Raw genomic sequence first — 15,751 nt, 5'->3', positions numbered from 1 at the left:
AACACGCCTTCGCGTCAAATAGGGGCAGGGTGGCGGCCAATACTGCCAGTAGCTCAAGTCCGGGGAACAAAGACCGAACTTGGCCGTTGCTACCCTCGGGGGAGCCTGGGCGCGACAAGTGGCGCCCGGCATTGGACCGAACGGCCGCCGGCCCGTGGCAGGCTGCCGGCCAAGGCCCTCCGGACGTGGGAGGGTCCCGTGCCCAAGAACATCGTCGTCTTCTCGGACGGCACCGGCCAGGACGGCGGCGTGAGGCCCGAGCAGCGGGTCAGCAACGTCTACAAGATGTACAGGGTCTGCCGCACGGGCCCCGACAGCGCCGTCGACCCGGCGGAGCAGGTCGCGTTCTATGACCCTGGCCTCGGCACGGACATCGGGGCCACCGCGCTCACCGCACCCGTTCGCTTCGTCCAGAAGCTGCTGGCTTCGGTGACCGGACGAGGCATCACGACGAACATCGTCGACTGCTACGAGTTCATCATTAACCACTACCGGCCGGGCGACCGCATCTTCCTCATCGGGTTCAGCCGCGGCGCCTACACCGCCCGGTGCGTGGCGAACCTCCTGATGCTCTGCGGCGTCCCCACGCACGGAGCGGACGGGCCACTGCCCCGCTTCCGCAAGGCCGCACGCGACATCGCCCAGGAGGCGGTCGACACGGTCCTGGAGCACGGGGCGGGCCATCCTCGCGCCAAGTACGAGGCGGAGCGCGACGAGCAGGCCCGCCGCTTCCGGGCCCGTTACGGCTCCGCCCATGAGACCGGCGAGCCCGGACGGTCGAACGCCGCGCCGTACTTCATCGGGGTGTTCGACACGGTGGCGGCCCTGGGTGCCACCGGCGCCCGGCGCTTCCTGATCCAGGCGGGCCTTGCCGTCGGTGCCGCCCTCGGCCTCGCGCTCGTCGGGCTGCTGCCTACCGCCGCCGTCGCAGGCCTCCTGCACGTCTACCCCGGGCTGCACTTCTGGGCCGCGTTCCGCTGGGTCCTGCTTCTCGTCGTGGTCGCGGGCGGCGCCTGCGTCTGGCTGCGTGAGCGTCACTCGCGCAGGAAGGTGATCCGCGACTTCCCCAACCCGGGGGACGTGAGCAGCCACATGGCGGATTGGAAGGGGGAGAACTTCGACCGCCTCCTCAGCCGCTTCGTCCGCTATGCCCGCTCCGCCAACGCCATCGACGAGACCCGCAAGGACTTCGACCGCGTCGCCTGGGGCGGCATCCAGGACGGCGCGCATGACCACGGCGAGGGACACGCGCGGCTCGTCCAGCTCTGGTTCGCGGGCAACCACTCCGACATCGGGGGCAGCTACCCCGAGGCCGAATCCCGCCTGTCCGACATCTCCCTGAAGTGGATGGTCGAGGAGGCCACCCGCATCCCCGAAGGCCTCAGGGTCGACGGGCTCAAGGTGCCGGGAGACGCGACTGGAAACCCGAAGCTTCACCTGTTCCCGGCCGCGGATGGCGTACAGCACTGCGAGATCGCCGGCATGCACGACACCATCGAACGCTCCGTGCCGAGGTTCCTGCGTCGGTTCTCCGCCTCCTGGAACTGGGCCGTGCAGGTGCGGAAGATCGCGCACGACGCGCCGGTTCACCCCACCGTGGCGGAGAGGTTCGAACTGACCTCCGTCCCGCAATGCGCCGGGTCCGGCGCGTACCTCCCCGCGGCGCTCGCGAACCACGACCGGTTCAAGGCCCGCTACGTGGCCGCGACCCCAGGCCCTGAAACGGCGAGCCCTGCCACGGTCTAACACCCCTCCTCAATCGCAAGGACCGGGTCGGCCACACGTGTCGACACGGCGGACTACGGGACATCGCATGAAGCTCGACAGTTTCAGGGTCACGAATTTCCGAAGCGTGGAGGACTCGGGCGAGATCACGCTCAAGGATCTCGTCTGTCTCGTGGGCAAGAACGAGGCGGGTAAGACGGCTCTGCTCAATGCGCTCGGCGGCCTGAACCCGCATCCCGCGACGCCCCTCGCGTACGACAAGGAACGCGACTATCCCAGGCGGCACCTCAACGACTACGCGGCCCGGCACCCGGAGTCGCAAGGCGAGGCGGTGGTCGTCACGAGCTCCTGGACCTTGTCCCCGGCCGAAGTGCGACTTTTCACGGATGAGCTCGGTCCGGGCTGCCTCAACTCGAATTCGGTCGTGATCTGGCGCCGCTACGGCGACGAGGCCTGCCAGTTCAAGGTCAACCTCGATTACGGGGCGATCATCGAGCACCTGATGGAGGCCCACGGCCTCGACGAGGCCGAACGCGCACCTTTGGCGGATGCGACCACCACCGACGAGGTGCGCAAAGCTCTAGATGCCCTGCCCGAGCGCTCGGCCGCGCAGCAAGCACTACTGGATCGGATCAAGGCCATGCCGGGCAAGAACGCCATCGGCTTCGCGGGTGGCCTGCTCCGGTCTTTGATGCCCCAGTTCATGTACTTCTCGTACTACGACCGGATGGCCGGGCAGGTCAGGGTCGACGACATCGTCCGGAACGGGGACGCGCCCTATCACCAGCCAGGTCACCCTCACTCCAACACGCAGCTGGACGTCGGTGAGAGGGTCTTCCTCGACTTCCTGGAATTCGCCGGCACCTCGGTGGAGGAGATCAAGGCGTCGACGACCTACGAGTCGCTGAACGCCAAGTGCGAGGCCGCGTCCAACGCCATCACCGACCAGTTGCAGGAATACTGGACCCAGAACGCGTTCCTGGAGCTTGAGGTCAGGGTCACGAAGGCCGAAGCCGGTGATCCGGCCCCGTTCAATACCGGCGTGATCGCGCGTGCCCGCGTCAGAAACACCCTGCATCGGGTCTCCGTGCCCTTCTCGGAACGCAGCGCAGGCTTCATCTGGTTCTTCTCGTTCCTGGTGAAGTTCGCGCAGGTGAGCAAGCGCGGCGGCAACCTGATCCTCCTCTTGGACGAACCGGGCCTCACCCTTCACGGCAAGGCCCAGGCCGACCTGCTTCGGTACTTCGACGACCGGCTCGTGCCCAAGCACCAGGTCATCTTCTCCACGCACTCGCCGTTCATGGTGCCGCCCGACGACCTGACGCTCTCCCGGGTGGTCGAAGATCAGGTCGAGATGCGGCGGCCCGGCGTCTGGACCACGAAGGGCACGAAGGTGAGGGACGACGTGCTCGCCACGGACCCCGATACCCTGTTCCCCCTCCAGGCCGCCCTGGGCTACGACGTCACGCAGACGCTGTTCATCGGCAAGCACACCCTGCTCGTCGAGGGACCGGGCGACATCCTCTTCCTCAAGGCCCTGTCGGCCCAGTTGAAACGCCGGCGGAGGACCGAGCTCGACCGGCGCTGGACGATCTGCCCGGCAGGCGGCCTCGACAAGATCCAGTCCTTCGTGTCGCTCTTCAAGGGCGCGAACCTGCACTTGGCGGTGATGTCCGACAGGGCCCAGGGCGACAAGCGCAAGCTGGAGCAGCTCAGGGCGGCCGGGGCCATCCCCGAGTGCCGCATCATGAACTACCCGGACGTGCTCGGCCTGCCCGAGGGCGACGTCGAGGACATCTTCGACCCGGAGACCTACCTCGGCATCGTCAACGGCGCCTTCGAGTTGAAGGGGCGCTCATCGCTGACGCTGGCCAAGCTCGACAAGGAAGCCCCGGGGCCGGGCCGGCTCGTGAAGCGCATGGAGACGCTGTTCAGGGTCCTGCCACCCTCCACGCCGGAGTTCGACCACTTCTCCCCCGCCGACTGGCTGATCCGGAACCCGGGCTTCCTGGACGGCGACGGCCCGGGCGTCGCGGCGACGCTCGACAACGCCGAGAAGGTCATCAAGGCCATCAACGCCGCGCTCACGCCCTGAGGTCGGGTCGCTCGGGAGCCGCCGACCCGACCGGCGGGCGGCAGGCTGCCCCTTGCCCCCGGAACGCCCTCAAGGACCGAAGGCGTCGGCGGCCTCGGGCTTCGGCTCTCGCCTGAGAGCACGGAACCGGTCGAAGCAGTCCAGGACCGCGTCGGCTTGGAACAGCCGGTCGCGGCGGCGCCCATGCTCGATGGAGAGAATACTTGCCTTCACCATCCGGCCGGCGGCCGTGTTGATGGACGCGAAGGTTGCCCCGATTGCATGCCCCGAAGGTGAGGATGGCCGGCGGCGGTGGCAAGCGTCGCTGCGGCTACCTTCACCGGACCGCGCGACATCCCAAGCGTTGAACTTGCGTTCCCGCTAGAGGACCGCGGACAGACACAAGTTGATCGTGGGGGATGGCGCTGGCGAGGGCCTGGATGGCTTCGAGGGCCGACGGCCGCCCGAGGATAGCCCGGCACGCCACCGGCAAGACCGAGGGCCTGTAGGCCTACAGTCATGCCACGAGGGCCTCGACATGCGCGAGGGCGGGCAGGACGATGGGCGCGCCCTGGGACGAGCCGAGGAGCGCCATGGACGGCAGGCGCCCCGTTTAGAGGACGGGGCCACGGTGCCCGAGTCCCTCGGCATCGTGAAAGGCGAAAGGCAGCCATGGGCCGCCCCAGGGCGCCTGCATGGGCTGGGACGGGGAGAAGGCGCTGACGATGGCGTCGGGCCGCCATGAGGCTACGGCGGCCGGGAGCGCGTCGAGGGAGGCTGTGGCGAGGCGCAAGGCCCCCGCAGCGGGCCGCCCGGGCCTGCAACGGACAACCCCCGCCGGAACGAAGAACCCCGCCGGCGCGGGGCGCAGCGGCGGGGTTCCCTCTAACCGTGGTGCGGCTGAGCCTCGTTGCCGGAGGTGCCCTCAAGATAGCCCGCGGGGACGCGAGGGACAATGGCCCATTCCCCAGCGGGACGCGCCTCATGCGGCAGGTGCGCCCACGGATCTCGGCCGGCCGCGAGCTCGGCCTCGGCGTACGGACGGCGAAGACCGCCCGCGACGGTCACGACGGCGCCATCAAGGGTCATGGTGTGGGGGAGAGGATCGGGGTCGCGCGAGGTCGTCGAGGACATGAGGATGGGCTCCGGAGGGGTGAGGACGGCGAGGAGACGGTCGGAGGTGCGAGGGTCGAGAGACAGGCCCGCGGACGCCCAGGGAACGGCAAGGACGGGGGAAGGCGAGGAAAGAGAGGCAGGTACGGCGACAGGGGCCGAAGCCAGCCCACGGACGCAGCAGGGCAAGGACGGACACGCCACGCCACCGGCGGCTACACCCACCAGGGCCGGGGTATCCGCTCCAGGGGCAGGGATACCCTCCAGGGACGAGGTATAATCTCCAGGGGCGGCGACACCCATCAGGGTCGGGGTATCCGCTCCAGGGGCGGGGAAACCCTCAAGGCCAGGGGAATCCGCTCCAGCGGCGAGGGTCACCACCGGGAGAAGGGAAGGCACCGGGGAAGAAGCGATGGTAGCATCTGACAGAACGTTTAGGCCGTAAACCCTTGTCTGACCTGAATAAAGCTTGGTACGGGTCTGGTCCATTACCTCGGCCATATGGCCCGTCACGACGGCCCCCTTGGACTTCCCGACCATGAAGCTGTCGTGCACCGGAAGGACCGCCACGTTGTCCCGCCGGCACCGCTTCAGGACCTCGACGCACATCCTGGAATCGATGCCCATGAGCGTCACACCCATGTCCGAGCAGATGTACCGGGCGATGGGCTTGTTGTGCTCGATGAGGGCGTCGATGATGCGTCGGGTCTCGGCCAGCCCGTAGCGCCACTTGGGCAGGCCGTCGTCCCCCTTCTCCAACCGCTTGGCCTGCAAGGCCCATACGGCTGCCACGATGGACTTGGCGTTGATGGCGACGTTGAGGGCCAACTTCCCGGCCTTGCGTGGCCAGCGGTAGGGATGGGGCAGGTAGGGGTCGAACGTCGCCGTATCGAGGACGATGCCCTGCATGCTGTAGAGCAGCGTTGGATGAAGGCAGGTGAAATCCGGCTCGATGATGAGTTCGTTGTTGATCATGAGCTCGGCCCTGCGCGCCTTGGGCAGGTTCTGCCAGAAGCCGTAGAGGCGGCCGCCCATGTCGCGGTGCTCGCGCGAGATGATGCGGACCACGTGCGGGTCGGTCGGCACCACGGTCGACCACGTGACCTTGCCGCTCTCGCGCACCTTGCGGGCCTTCATGTGGAACGGGCCGACGTCCCAATCGGCCGGGTCGGCGTCGAGGCCGACAGTGACGTCTATGCGCTCAAGCCACTCGTTGAGGGACTCGGTCTCGCGGATCATGCGCCGGGCCCAGTCCGTGTCCGGAAGGTCGACGAGGCTCTTGTCCTCGCGGCGCATGACGACCGGGACGCCCGGGCGCCGGTGACGGACGTCGCCGGCTCCGACGAGGGCCATGAGCTCGTCCGTCGCCCAGCAGGTCGACTGCATCCGTTTCGTGGGGTCCTCGCCTTCCCGGGGCGGCTGCGGGGCGGCCACGCCGTTGACGACGAGGCCGCGTTCTCCCAGCGCGTCGATGAAGCGGCAGACGAGGTCCCGGCTATAGGCCATGCCGGTGTAGCGGGGGGCGTCGCGGGTATCGGCGTAAAAGTTGTTGTCTCGGGAGTAGGCGACCCGGCGGCCGGCGCCGAGCTTCTCCGTGACGAGGCAGGCCAAGATGCTGGCCTTGGCCTGGGCCTGGCCGCGCCGAGCAGGCGTGGTCAGGCCGATGGGTTCCAGGACGCCGACGTCGGCGGTCCAGTCGCACGATAGAGGGCGGTCGTCGCCCTGTCCGAAAAGCATGAGATGGTCCAACCGGCACGAGTCTCGCGGCTTGCCGAGGCACCACACCCGGCACGCGAACCCTGAGATGGTCGGCGCGTCGCTGGCGTTTTTGAAGCGCCCTCCGGACCCCTTCGGAGCCTCGTCGGAAGGCCGCAATCGAGGGGTAGGAAGCGGGTCGCGGCGGGGCCGAAAAGGCACAGCGGCGGGCGCTGATCGGGGGTCCGGCGCGAAACCGCGAGTCCTCGGACGCGCCGAGCCGGAACGGCCTACGGGCTTCCCTGCGCCTCGAATGTTCCAAGGGTGCGGCGCCATGCCGCAATCGAGGGTCGGTGGATAGGCCATCCGATCCTTGACGCCAAAGCCCTCGGCGTCCGTCCGCCCGGCGCCCCGGCTCAGGCCCTCCTGCCGGGGTTCTGACCAGCGCAGGGAATGCGTAGCCAACCCGAGATCGCTTCTTTCGAGGCCCGGTTTCCGCGAGGGGACCGGGCCTTTCCATGCAGGCCGCCGGCGTCAGTCTCCGGACGAGAGCTCGCCCCGGGCGCGAGGGGGGCACGGGCCCGACATCGAGACCGTCACGTCGAGGCCGTCCTGGTGGTCGACGCTCCAGACGCGCATCTGCGCCTCGCCGTACCCCGTGACGCCGACCGGCGACCACGTCCCGGAGAGACGCCCTCCGTCGAGAGAGGCGCTGCCTCCGCCCTGCGCCTCGATCTTCTCGCGACCAGTGCGGGTGTCGACGGTCCCGCACACGACCGTCGTCGTCCAGTATCGCGGGTCCTGCCTGTCGGGGGCGGCGTACACACGGGCGAATCGCTCGCGGCCGGGGCCGGCGGGCCCGCGCACCGCCAGGAGGAACCGGTCGCCGGCGGCGGGGAACGCCGGGTCGGGGGGCGGCGCCGCGGGGCCGGACTTGGCGGCGGCCGGGGCCGCGGCGAGCACCAGGGCGGCGAGGGTCAAAGCACGGCCCAGCATGTGGCATCCTCCAGGAAGTGGACGAGGTTTGCGCGGAGGACGACGGTGCCGTCCTCGGTCGTGAAATGCGGGCCGGCATAGGGGTCGAAGCGCACGCGGATGGCCGACGGGTACCGGGGCGCATCGCAGCGGGTGCCAGTCGCCCAAGCCATGACGGCCCGCTGCCGAAGGCGGAGCGTCCGCTGCCGGGCGGCCTCGCTGACCATGAACCGGACGTCGCTCAGGGCGATGGTGGGGACGTGCCCGACGACGAGGCCACCTTCACGGACGGACCAGTCGCGCCGGACCAAGTTGCGGTAGACGTCAGTCATGCGGCGGCTCCGGAAGCGGGGCGATGGACATCGCGAGTCCCTCGGCCTCGCGGGCGATGCTGCGAGCCTCTGCGGGCGTCAGGCGCCCTGCATCGACGAGGCGGGCGGCCCGTAGGACGCGGGCGCGGGCCGCCCGGCCGATCAGCGAGCAGATCTCGCCGGCCTCCCAGAGAGCCTGGATGCGGTCGGCGGAGGCGTTGAGTTCCCGGCTCATGATGTCTTCCTTAAGGGGCTGAAGGCGGTCGCGACGTTCTCGGCCTCGTAGGCCACGCGGCGGGCGTCTTCGGGCGAGACGCGGCCCGCCGCGGCGAGGCGGCCGGCTTCGAGGACCCGGTTCCGGAGGCCGCGCCCGGCATGCGGGCAGACGCGGCCGGACTCCCAGAGAGCCTGGATGCGGGCGGCCGCGGCGGCGAACTCGTCACCGACGGCGGGGAGACGGGCGAGGGAATCGCGCATGTCGACCTCCCTTACATCCGCGTCGCGAGGGCGTCGCGCGCGGCGACGATTCCCTCGACGAGCTGACGCAGGGTCCGCACGGAACCGTCCCGCCAATGAGCGGCCAGGACGGCCTCTTCCTCGGGATCGGGTCCGGGCAGCCACGCGTCGTTGAGGCCGCGCTCGGCCCGGATGTCGGCGAGGACCGCGCGCGTCAGGGCCGGGAGCGAGGCCAGCGTCCTCGGCCCCATCTCCAGCACGCGGAACCGCGAGAGCAAGGCGGGGTCGAGGCCTGCGCGCGAGTTCGCCGTCGCGAGGTAGCTGACCGCCGACAGGTCGACCGGGCATTCGAGGTAGGGATCCTGGTACGCCCGCGCGGTCTCCCGTTCGGTCAAGGCCAGGACGCCGTCGACCAGCTTGCCGTTGTCCGCCCGCGTCCCGGCGCGCGAGAGCTCGTCGAGGACGACGAGGACGCTTGCCGCCTCCGCCCGCCGGATGGCCTGCAGGGGTACGCAAGCGCGGCCTGTCGACCACTGGCGCGACGTGCCGATGAATGAGGAGTCGCTGACGCCCGCGCAGCCGTAGACCGTCACCGCCAGCCCGAGCTCCTCGCCGAGGCGCCGGGCGAAACGGCTCTTGCCGGTGCCGGGCGGCCCCAGCAGCAGCGTCGGCGGGAGCGCCACGTAGGCCCGTCCGGCGAGGGGCCCGAGGATGGCGTCCACGATGGCGACGTCATCCGGGAACTCGGCGACGAGCGTGGCGCGTGCCGCGGCGAGGTCCGGGACGCGAACGAGGCGGAGCCGCCGGCCGGCGATGGGCGCCCACTCCGCCCGCGGCGTCGCTCCGACGGAACCGCCCGGCTTACCCTCGCCGGCCTTCGCCAGCCCGGGGAGATGGTCGGTGCTTGCTAGCACCAGGAGGCTCGGCCCGCTCTCCACGACCGTCTTGGCCGCCTTCTCCGCGGCGGCCTTCTCCCGGGCCGCGGTCGCCCACGTCGGCGCCGGCTGCGGGGCGCCGACATATGCGTCCTCGATCAGGCGGCCGCCGCGCAGCAGGGCGTTGCTCAAAGACCCGAGAGCACCCCGGCCAGGCCTCCAGTCCATCGCCGCATGGACATCCTCCGCCAGGCCGACGCTCGCCCGGACATAGCGCCAGCCGTCGGGCCCGCCGAGCAGGTCGGGCAGGAGCCCGCGGATGTGCTCGCGCGCCGGGGGGTGGCCGACTTCCCAAAGAGACAGGGCAAGCACGCCCGCCAGCAGGCGCAGGTGCTCGTCCGTGTCTTGCTGTTCGTCCGAGTAGGTGAAGTCGAAATCGATGCTGAAGCCGCTCTCCCGCAGCCACCCTAAGACGAGGTCGAACGCCGCCGCGACCTGCACGGCGAGCGTCTCCTCGGCCTCGCGCTTGTCGCGGTGCATCTCGTGGGCGTAGGCGTCGAACGCCAACCGCATGGCGCGATAGATGCCGACGACGCGGACGTCCTCGCCGGCCCCGGCGGCGGTCCGGAGCGAGGGAATCGACCGACCGTAGCGAGCCGTCAGCAGCAGGGCAGCGGGAGCGAAGGGGAAAGTGCCGCGCTTGGGCGCAGTGGCGTCCCCGGCGAGGTAGCGTTCGAGCGCGCAGGCGCGCGCGCCCTCGTCGAGGGGGCTGTTCGTCATAGTCTGGTATCCCGTTGGGTTTCCAGCGCGCCGCTGAAAAACGGAGCGCACGTGCCTCGACGGTAAGGCCGAGACGTTAAGCTTTCGTTACTTGATCTTGCTGCTCGGATGGCGAGGTACTCGTCCGTGCTCGTTAATCGCGTACTTCACTAGTTCGATGCCGTCGTTGAGTATCTCCATCCCAACGCGCCGCATGCCGTCTCGCTCGCGGAAAGTCTCGCGGTCGGTGGAGTTCCTCAGGCCGACGAGGGACAGGAGGATGAAGCCGAGGCTGCGGGGGTGCTTGTGGGCCGCGGCCTGGCCGACGAGGGCCAGGACCCATGGGGCCAAGCCGTATTTCATGATGCGGTCGTGTGTGACGGTTCTGCGGTTGATGCCGGTGACGCGGCTCAAGTCACCGTTCCACTCGCCACCGAATACTTTGGTCGCATAGTGGTCCATCGCGTCGGCCAGGGGCTCGGCGATCTCGGCGTGCGTCGTCGGCTCCGTCCCGATGTAAGGCGTCCGGTCGACGTAGGCGAGCGGCTGCCCGTCGGCGGTCCCGACGCAAAGGGCGCCGGGGACGGGCGAGACGACGCCGGGGATGAGCTCGATGCGCACGGTCAGGCGGCCTTGGATTGGAGGGAGCGGAGCTCGGCGCGCTGGTCCTCGCGCTCGTCCCAGAATTCTTCCATGCGGGCGACGGCGTCGAGGTTGCCGCGCGTGTCCCCGGAATCGAAGCGGGCCTGGGCGATGCCGGTCCAGAAGTCGACGTCCCATGTGAGGTCGTCGATGCGGGCCTGCAGGGTGGCGATGGCGGTGTCGGTCATGACGCCCTCCCTCAGGCCGCGATGTCGGTAAAGCGCCAGAGGTCCTGGTAGGCCTCCTCGTACCGCTCGACCGCCTCGTCGTAGTCCGCCTGGGCGCGATCTTCGTTTGTCCAGGCTATGCCGGCGTCCCCCTCCATGTCGCCGGCGACGATGGCCATGCGCTCACGGCGAGCGGCGAGGAAGTCGGCGCGGAGCTCGTCGCGCTCGCGCTCCATCTCGGCGAGGCGTGCGGTCAGACGAGACTCCTCTGTCTCCTGCGGCTCGGGCTGCTGGACGACCGGCGTGGCCATGGCCTGGCGGGCCTCCTCGATGGCACGCAGCGCCTCCCGCAGGACAGCATCCGCACCGCTAAAGTCGATGGGATAGACCTCCACCTGGCCGATCAGCACATCGCTGCCCGGCTGGCGGGAATAGACGTCGACGAGGTACTCCCCATCGGCATTCAGGCGGGTGTAGGCGGTCACGTATCCGTCGTGCTCGAACCGGCGCGGGGATGCCGGGGCAGCCGGAGCCACGGGCGCTGCCACCACGGGCGGGAGCGACGCGATGAACTCGATGAGGTCAAGCTGCACGGGCACGACCGGCGCGGCGGGCTTCGCCGGCGCCCCGAGGGCGGCCTTGGCGCAGGCCCAGGCGGCGCGCATGCCGGCGCCGATGTGGAGGCGGACGCTCTCGGCAGCGGCGGCGGCGGCCTGGCGGGCGCGGGCCCAGGCGTCGCGGAAAATGGACGGGCGGTCGTAACGGGCGGCGGCAGCGGCCATGGCTATCTGGTCTCCTCACGGGGTCCAGCGGTTCGGTGAAAACCGACCTCGCATGGCGCAGAAGAGTAGACACTGTTAACGGCCTGTCAAGCTCCCCTCCGAACCGGTCTTAGGTCCCTCGCATCGCGAATCGGTAGCGTCTCCCTATCGACGGATTCGCGGGGACGGACATGAACGCGGTCATTCATGTGGCGGAAGGCACGATCAGGGAGGCGCTCATCAAGGCGGAGGACGACCTCCTCGCCAAGACGGGGCACCGTTTTTTCTTCCGGCTCGACCGGGCCGACGAGGCCGGCCTCCGCTTCTCCGCGGCACGCGATGACCGCGCCGAAGCCACGTTCGATATCCCCCATCCCCGGCTTCAAGGTCGGCAGACTTGGCGCGCTCGCACCTGGCTCCAGGGCGAGATGGACAAGATCGTCGAGGTCCTCGCGCTTGGCATCGTCGAGGACGAGCCCGAGGCCGCCGCGCAGCCGGAGCCCGAGCAGCGGTTCGAGACCGTCATCATCTTCACCTCCCGCCCCGACATCGTCCTGACGCCGCCAGGTGGCGTTCCCGCCGACGAGGCGACCCGCGTCTACCGGCACTTCCGCGACGGCGCGGCGGCAATCGGCGGCCGGTGCTTCACCGCTCCGGTCGAGGCGGCCTGACATGGGCACGTTCTGGCACAAGCCCGCCTACGTCGCCGCCGACCGCGACGAGACCGGCGAGATCCGCGCCGACGCCCTGCGGCCTGGCATCTACTGCGAGGACGAGGCGGCCCTGCTTCAGCTTCGCCGCGGCGCCCGTACCCGGAGCGTCGAGCTCACCCCGTCGCTCGCCGGGGCCTTCCGGCTGCACGGGGAGGACGTCTTCCTCTGCACCCCCGAGCAGGCCGAGTTCTTCCGCGCGACCGCGACGGTGACGCCGGAGGAATCCCTCGCCGAGCAGCGGGCCGCCCACCAAGCCGCCCTCGCGGCCTGGGCGCGCGCCAGGATGGCGATGACGTACGAGGAGTCCGTCGCCGAAGATCAGGCGAGGATGCGCGCCGCGCAGGCCCAGCGCCTCATGGACGACCGGAAGGCCGCGGAAGCCGCCGAGGCCGTGAAGGGCGACGTCATCGGCCCGGACGGCAAGGTCGACATCATGGCGAGCGACCGCCTGCGCCTGAGGGGCATGGCCGCCGAGAAGTTCGGACGCCGCTTCATTTGGCATGCCCCCGCCGGGGCGAACAGGAAGGCCCGGCGCGCCGCGGCCGCGCAGGCACGGAGCGGTGCCTAACTATGGGCCGCGACAACCCCTTCTTCATCGCGCTGCCGGTGAACCCGGAGAGCAGCCCCAAAGACGCCCCTGGCGTCCGCGCCCTGGCGGAGCGGGTCCTTGCCGGCCTCGACCGAGACGTCGTCTCACACGAAGCGCTGTGCTTCCTGGAGTTCGTCGCCGCCGGCAAAGGCATCGAGTGCGGTCATAAGGGCCAGCTTCTGACATGGGGTTACGTCTCGAACTACGGGAACGCCCGAAACACGGTCGGAGAGCTCGTGCCGTTTTGGCGGGAGCTTTGGCTCCAGAAGGACGGTCCGAGCCATTGGGAGGCTGTCCTAGTGGTCAGCCAGGACGAGGAGGCCGATAGGCCCGTCGCCTGTCAGGTCGCCATCGAATGGGACGCCTTCGAGAAAGATCGAACGGTCGAGCTCCGAGTCTCCGTGGCCGAGCTCCCGTTCGGCCTTGTGCGTCAGCCTTAGGAGCCGCCCGTGACCGTCGTCTCCCATGCCCGCGTCGAGCAGCACCGGTCCCTCCTAGCCCGCGCGAATCCCGCCGTCGCCCGGGGCGCCGCCAACGACGCCCTGTTCGTCGGCCTCGCCACCGCCGCGGGCGACCCGGCCGCGACCGCGCGCGCCTGCCGCGCCAGCGACCTCCGGCGCGTCGAGATCCTCCTCGCGACAACCGGCGGCCCGGGCTACGTCCTCGACGCCGTCCTGGATCTCCTCGCCCATGGAGGGTGCATCCGGGACGAGGCGGCCGCCCTGCGAGACGTCCCGCCCTACACGACCTCGCTCGACGCCGCCCGCGAGTACGTCCGCCGCGTGCTCCCGGGCTTCTACCTCGTCAGCGGTTCCTGCGCCCGGTTCGGGCACGCCTCCGTCGGTCCGGACTACGACGGCCCCGACGGCGAGCGCCTCCTGCGGGAATGGCCCCGGGACGGCATCAGCGAGGTCGGATGGCACGAGGAGCTCCCCCACCGAGACGGCCCCTATCGGGAGTGCCGCGCGATCCTGGCGGCCGCCGTCCGGGCGCTCGCCCATGCCAACGAGAGGACCTGACATGGCTTCTCAGTGGAGAGGTTTGCAGAGAACGGGAAGCCGGTGTCGGCTGGGCGTTGAAATTTGAGGGTCGAATCATTCCAACTATCGTCTTCCCTTCCAGCCTCCAGCTATGCAATCGTAGGTAGACGGCAAGCGAGGTAGGCAAGTGCATCTCGAATCTGTGCGCATTGAAAAATTCAAGAAAATCGATAGTATAACGCTGCCGCTAGCTGATCTAAATATATTAGTGGGGTCAAATGGAAGTGGAAAATCATCAATTCTTCAGGCCCTGCATCTTGCATCATGCTTAATGCGTCAAGCAGGTCGCATACGCACTACCACTACCACAATGGTTCGCGTGAGCGATCTGGACTACCTCCCGTCTGATGAATATTGGCGTCTAGGCCACGGTACGAATTGGGGCAACCATGCCAATAGCCCGTGCTCCAAGGTTTTTTTCGAATTTAAGGATGATGCTGGCACTGCAGTGACAGCTCGTCTTGAGATGCGCTCCGCACGAAATGCTGGCATCTCTGTACAAGGTGAAATTCCAGATGACGTGAGAGCGCAATTCCGCGGCACTGAAGTCTTTTTCAGTGGTTTTATCCCCGGAATATCTGGAATTCCGAATGTCGAGCAAAAAAATTCTAAGCGCGTTGTTTTGAAAGCATGCTCTTTTGGCGACTCTAATGTCTACCTTCGAAATGCTCTTAACCTTCTCCCGCCAGAGGATCTTGCGCAAATTCAGACTTGGCTAGAACCTCTTCTGGGGCAAATGAGACTAAAAATAAGATTTAACGAAGCAACCGATTTGGAAATTCATGCAGAGGCCGAAATAGGCGGTCTTTCAATACCTCTTGAGTTGCTTGGGACTGGATATCTACAGCTCATTCAAATATTTTGTTATATTATATTATTTAAGCCTAAAATATTGCTTGTAGACGAGCCGGACATACATCTTCACCCCAGCGTTCAGGAGAAGCTGGCCGAGACATTGCTACAGATTGCAAGAGATCAGAACATTAAGATTATAATGAGCACACACTCGCCGTTTATTGTACGCGGCGCACCAGCAGATACGAATATTTTTTGGTTGTCGGATGGTCAATGCCAAACAAACAACCGTGCGATTGTCGAGCTTGCATTAGGGTGGGGGGCTTTCGGGAAAAAGGTCATTGTAGTCAGTGAAGATGCAAAAAACGATCTGCTTAAGAAGCTCATAAGGCAATGGCCTGATATCGAGCGGGCAGTAACGGTGCTTCCTGGCAGGGGATATTCGCACTTATTAACTAAGGAAGAAGCCCAAGAACTGAGGGCATCTCTTGGGAATATGTTCAAAATATTAGTTCATAGAGATCGAGATTCGCTCACAGATGATGAGGTTGCCGAACTGAAGGATGCCTATAACTCCGACGGTGTTCGGCTTTGGGTAACCGACCAGTCTGACCTTGAGGCAGAGTTCTGCGATCCGAGCTTTCTTTCAGCACTTACTGGGCAGCCGATACACACGTGCGAGAGTTGGTTGGTTGATATAGCAAATCAAAACCGTGCTCCTATAAGTGACCAATTTGCCAAACAGCGTGCGTCGCACAATGACGAATTGCATAAGGCTGGCGGTAGCCCTACCAATGCTGAGGTTTGGAATTCGTTTCAAGCACGCCCCCTCAAGGGCGCCAAAGGCAAGTTCATTTTCAAACAGTTAAAAAATAAAATTCCAGCGAATGCTTTTTCTGAGGTAGCCATCGAAGCGCTCGCGCAGTACCCCGAACGTGCCGCAAGCTTGAAGGCCAACCTTGAGGATCTTCTTGCGTAAATTATTGGATTAGTCTTCGCGCCGAGATGGGGGGCGCTACGCCCGGCGGGATGCCTCGAATCGCACCGGTCGCGCTGACGGA

The 15,751-nt window shown here is 67.3% G+C and carries 16 protein-coding genes; 7 read left to right on the top strand and 9 right to left on the bottom strand.

Going from position 1 to position 15,751, the window contains the following annotated elements; all coding sequences use genetic code 11:
• The first annotated feature begins 198 nt into the window (after positions 1 to 198).
• Both ACPCJR_RS21550 and ACPCJR_RS21545 read left to right on the top strand, forming a co-directional pair.
• Entirely contained in the window at positions 199 to 1,746 is a 1,548-nt protein-coding gene (locus ACPCJR_RS21550) for a DUF2235 domain-containing protein (RefSeq protein WP_091889440.1), read from the top strand.
• Positions 1,747 to 1,813: 67 nt separating this feature from the next.
• A complete protein-coding gene (locus ACPCJR_RS21545; protein WP_053608636.1) occupies positions 1,814 to 3,820 on the top strand; it encodes an AAA family ATPase in 2,007 nt (668 codons plus the stop codon).
• Positions 3,821 to 4,684: 864 nt separating this feature from the next.
• Here ACPCJR_RS21545 and ACPCJR_RS21540 read toward each other — a convergent pair.
• The 9 genes from ACPCJR_RS21540 to ACPCJR_RS21500 form a co-directional block, all read right to left on the bottom strand.
• Positions 4,685 to 6,661, bottom strand: a complete 1,977-nt coding sequence (locus ACPCJR_RS21540; protein WP_391514986.1) for a hypothetical protein — start codon at positions 6,659 to 6,661, stop codon at positions 4,685 to 4,687.
• Between the two features lie 480 nt (positions 6,662 to 7,141).
• On the bottom strand, positions 7,142 to 7,603 hold the full coding sequence (locus ACPCJR_RS21535) for a hypothetical protein (RefSeq protein WP_053608634.1): 462 nt from the start codon (positions 7,601 to 7,603) through the stop codon (positions 7,142 to 7,144).
• Positions 7,585 to 7,914: a hypothetical protein gene (locus tag ACPCJR_RS21530; RefSeq protein WP_053608633.1), complete on the bottom strand. Its 330-nt coding sequence runs from the start codon at positions 7,912 to 7,914 to the stop codon at positions 7,585 to 7,587. Before ACPCJR_RS21530 ends, ACPCJR_RS21535 begins: the two co-directional genes overlap by 19 nt.
• A complete protein-coding gene (locus ACPCJR_RS21525; RefSeq protein WP_053608632.1) occupies positions 7,907 to 8,128 on the bottom strand; it encodes a hypothetical protein in 222 nt (73 codons plus the stop codon). Before ACPCJR_RS21525 ends, ACPCJR_RS21530 begins: the two co-directional genes overlap by 8 nt.
• Entirely contained in the window at positions 8,125 to 8,370 is a 246-nt protein-coding gene (locus ACPCJR_RS21520; RefSeq protein ID WP_053608631.1) for a hypothetical protein, read from the bottom strand. The genes ACPCJR_RS21525 and ACPCJR_RS21520 overlap by 4 nt, the downstream gene beginning before the upstream one ends.
• A gap of 11 nt (positions 8,371 to 8,381) precedes the next feature.
• The gene (locus tag ACPCJR_RS21515; protein WP_053608630.1) at positions 8,382 to 10,004 is read right to left on the bottom strand and encodes an AAA family ATPase; all 1,623 of its coding nucleotides are present in this window, start codon (positions 10,002 to 10,004) and stop codon (positions 8,382 to 8,384) included.
• Positions 10,005 to 10,091: 87 nt separating this feature from the next.
• Complete coding sequence (locus ACPCJR_RS21510) at positions 10,092 to 10,604, bottom strand: hypothetical protein (RefSeq protein ID WP_053608629.1); 513 nt, start codon at positions 10,602 to 10,604, stop codon at positions 10,092 to 10,094.
• A 2-nt stretch (positions 10,605 to 10,606) separates the two neighbouring features.
• The gene (locus ACPCJR_RS21505; protein WP_053608628.1) at positions 10,607 to 10,813 is read right to left on the bottom strand and encodes a hypothetical protein; all 207 of its coding nucleotides are present in this window, start codon (positions 10,811 to 10,813) and stop codon (positions 10,607 to 10,609) included.
• Between the two features lie 11 nt (positions 10,814 to 10,824).
• Entirely contained in the window at positions 10,825 to 11,574 is a 750-nt protein-coding gene (locus ACPCJR_RS21500; protein ID WP_053608627.1) for a hypothetical protein, read from the bottom strand.
• A gap of 170 nt (positions 11,575 to 11,744) precedes the next feature.
• On the opposite strand from ACPCJR_RS21500, the gene ACPCJR_RS21495 reads away from it, so the two are divergent.
• The 5 genes from ACPCJR_RS21495 (at position 11,745) to ACPCJR_RS21475 (ending at position 15,669) form a co-directional block, all read left to right on the top strand.
• A complete protein-coding gene (locus ACPCJR_RS21495; protein WP_053608626.1) occupies positions 11,745 to 12,224 on the top strand; it encodes a hypothetical protein in 480 nt (159 codons plus the stop codon).
• A gap of 1 nt (position 12,225) precedes the next feature.
• Positions 12,226 to 12,834, top strand: a complete 609-nt coding sequence (locus ACPCJR_RS21490) for a hypothetical protein (RefSeq protein WP_053608625.1) — start codon at positions 12,226 to 12,228, stop codon at positions 12,832 to 12,834.
• A 2-nt stretch (positions 12,835 to 12,836) separates the two neighbouring features.
• Positions 12,837 to 13,295, top strand: coding sequence for a hypothetical protein (locus ACPCJR_RS21485; protein ID WP_053608624.1), 459 nt, complete (start codon positions 12,837 to 12,839; stop codon positions 13,293 to 13,295).
• A 9-nt stretch (positions 13,296 to 13,304) separates the two neighbouring features.
• A complete protein-coding gene (locus tag ACPCJR_RS21480; protein WP_053608623.1) occupies positions 13,305 to 13,874 on the top strand; it encodes a hypothetical protein in 570 nt (189 codons plus the stop codon).
• Positions 13,875 to 14,022: 148 nt separating this feature from the next.
• Complete coding sequence (locus tag ACPCJR_RS21475; RefSeq protein WP_078947000.1) at positions 14,023 to 15,669, top strand: AAA family ATPase; 1,647 nt, start codon at positions 14,023 to 14,025, stop codon at positions 15,667 to 15,669.
• Positions 15,670 to 15,751: the final 82 nt, after the last annotated feature.

It is taken from the genome of Methylobacterium sp. NPDC097929 (assembly GCF_049543375.1).
In the GTDB taxonomy this organism is placed as follows: domain Bacteria; phylum Pseudomonadota; class Alphaproteobacteria; order Rhizobiales; family Beijerinckiaceae; genus Methylobacterium.
The sequence above is the reverse complement of the archived record's forward strand: the minus strand, read 5'-3'. Positions and strand labels throughout refer to the sequence as shown.

Coding starts and splice junctions, on each gene's coding strand:
- ACPCJR_RS21505 (WP_053608628.1), bottom strand. CDS start 10,813: ATGACCGACACCGCCATCGCCACCCTGCAGGCCCGCATCGACGACCTC.
- ACPCJR_RS21530 (WP_053608633.1), bottom strand. CDS start 7,914: ATGACTGACGTCTACCGCAACTTGGTCCGGCGCGACTGGTCCGTCCGT.
- ACPCJR_RS21495 (WP_053608626.1), top strand. CDS start 11,745: ATGAACGCGGTCATTCATGTGGCGGAAGGCACGATCAGGGAGGCGCTC.
- ACPCJR_RS21515 (WP_053608630.1), bottom strand. CDS start 10,004: ATGACGAACAGCCCCCTCGACGAGGGCGCGCGCGCCTGCGCGCTCGAA.
- ACPCJR_RS21545 (WP_053608636.1), top strand. CDS start 1,814: ATGAAGCTCGACAGTTTCAGGGTCACGAATTTCCGAAGCGTGGAGGAC.
- ACPCJR_RS21520 (WP_053608631.1), bottom strand. CDS start 8,370: ATGCGCGATTCCCTCGCCCGTCTCCCCGCCGTCGGTGACGAGTTCGCC.
- ACPCJR_RS21485 (WP_053608624.1), top strand. CDS start 12,837: ATGGGCCGCGACAACCCCTTCTTCATCGCGCTGCCGGTGAACCCGGAG.
- ACPCJR_RS21535 (WP_053608634.1), bottom strand. CDS start 7,603: ATGCTGGGCCGTGCTTTGACCCTCGCCGCCCTGGTGCTCGCCGCGGCC.
- ACPCJR_RS21525 (WP_053608632.1), bottom strand. CDS start 8,128: ATGAGCCGGGAACTCAACGCCTCCGCCGACCGCATCCAGGCTCTCTGG.
- ACPCJR_RS21490 (WP_053608625.1), top strand. CDS start 12,226: ATGGGCACGTTCTGGCACAAGCCCGCCTACGTCGCCGCCGACCGCGAC.
- ACPCJR_RS21500 (WP_053608627.1), bottom strand. CDS start 11,574: ATGGCCGCTGCCGCCGCCCGTTACGACCGCCCGTCCATTTTCCGCGAC.